We start from the raw sequence: 1630 nt of genomic DNA, 5'->3' as shown, positions 1-1630 counted from the left end.
ACTCGTACCCGAGCCGGCCGAAGATCTCGGTGATGCGCTCCAGGGTACGGGTGACCGGATGCAGGCCAGCGCGATCGGCGCGGCGTCCCGGCAGGGTGATGTCGATGGCTTCGGCGGCCAGGCGCACGTCCAGCGCGGCGTCTTCCAGCACGGCCTTGCGTTCGCCCAGCGCGGTGGTCAGCGCATCGCGGGAACGGTTGATGGCTTCGCCGGCGGCCTTGCGCTCATCGGCCGGCAACGCGCCAAGCTGCTTGAGCTGGGCGGTGATGCTGCCGTTCTTGCCAAGCAGTGCAACGCGCAGGGCTTCCAGCGCATCGGGGCTGCTGGCGGCGGCCACGTCGGCCAGCGCTTGGGTGGTCAGGGATTGGATGTCACTCATGGATAGCCGGGACCTCGCGTCGGTATGCCTTCGCGATACACGCCGGGCCGACACCCGTCGCCACCGCTGTCGGGTCGATGGCACGCTGCCGGCCACCGCCACCACAAAAAAGAATGGGGAAGGACTTGCGCCCTTCCCCATGCATTTGCCTTACCCACCACCGCTGCGCGAAAACGGCAACGGCAGGGGAATGGACTTATGCCGCCAGCGCGCCCTTGGCCTTTTCGGCCAGCGCAGCAAAACCGGCTGCGTCGTGCACGGCGATGTCAGCCAGAACCTTGCGGTCCAGGGTGATGCCGGACTTGAGCAGGCCATTCATGAAACGGCTGTAGCTCAGGCCGTTGATGCGGGCAGCCGCGTTGATGCGGGTGATCCACAGCGAACGGAAATTGCGCTTCTTCTGCTTACGACCGATGTAGGCGTACTGCTGTGCCTTGATCACGGCCTGCTTGGCAACGCGGAAGACCTTGCGGCGAGCGTTGTAGTAACCCTTCGCCAGGGTCAGAATTTTCTTGTGGCGGCGACGCGCCTGTACGCCACGCTTTACTCGTGCCATGGGTCAGTCCTCAGAGGTAGGGAAGCATACGGTTCAAACGGCCTGCGTCTTCTGCACGAACATGGTTCGTCTGACGCAGATTGCGCTTCCGCTTGGTCGACTTCTTCGTGAGGATGTGGCTACGGTTGGCATGGCCAGCCTTGAACTTGCCGGAGGCGGTCTTGCGGAAACGCTTGGCCGCCGCCCGGTTGGTTTTGATCTTGGGCATTGCAATGTCCTTGATGATGTTTTGTCACTGACCAGGGCGGTGGCTTTCACCACGCTTTCCGTCCATGCCCTTGCCTGCTTGTAAGCCCGGGATCCCCAATGGGAACCAGGCCGGTCCTGTTGCCGTTGAAACAGCGTGTAACCGTTCAAAACAGCGCCCCGAAAAACGGGGCCGCCCATTATGCCCGTCTAAACGGGAGGTTGCAAACCTTTGATCGGGCATGTGTTTGCCGCGGGCGGCCGAACCTGAACGGAGCGGTCGCAAGGGCCGGCGTCATGCCGGGCCGCGCACGCGGGAAACCGCAGACGGCGCCGGTGGACGCCTGCTGTGGGGTGCGCGAAGCGGGAAGCGGGACGCCGAGCAACGCTCGGCTCTACCTCGCCCCTTGGGTGTGCAGCCGAGCAACGCTCGGCTCTACCTTGCCCCTCGGGTGTGCAGCCGAGCAACGCTCGGCTCTACCTTGCCCCTTGGGTGTGCAGCCGAGCAA

General features: G+C 64.1%; 2 protein-coding genes and 1 pseudogene. All 3 read right to left on the bottom strand.

All coding sequences use genetic code 11. The features are described 5' to 3' along the window. A pseudogene (locus tag ACXJKH_RS20175) lies at positions 1–379 on the bottom strand (phenylalanine--tRNA ligase subunit alpha); the annotation flags it as partial. Positions 380–575: 196 nt separating this feature from the next. Next, positions 576–935, bottom strand: a complete 360-nt coding sequence (gene rplT, locus ACXJKH_RS20170) for a 50S ribosomal protein L20 (protein ID WP_017355264.1) — start codon at positions 933–935, stop codon at positions 576–578. Between the two features lie 10 nt (positions 936–945). Next, on the bottom strand, positions 946–1143 hold the full coding sequence (gene rpmI / locus ACXJKH_RS20165; protein WP_017355265.1) for a 50S ribosomal protein L35: 198 nt from the start codon (positions 1141–1143) through the stop codon (positions 946–948). Positions 1144–1630 lie beyond the last annotated feature (487 nt).

The sequence above is a fragment of the Stenotrophomonas sp. P5_B8 genome (assembly GCF_054049855.1).
This window is presented reverse-complemented; position numbering and strand designations above follow the sequence as displayed.

What these genes read in the sequence shown, in the direction of transcription:
- rplT (WP_017355264.1), bottom strand. Translation starts at nt 935, where the DNA reads ATGGCACGAGTAAAGCGTGGCGTACAGGCGCGTCGCCGCCACAAGAAA.
- rpmI (WP_017355265.1), bottom strand. Translation starts at nt 1,143, where the DNA reads ATGCCCAAGATCAAAACCAACCGGGCGGCGGCCAAGCGTTTCCGCAAG.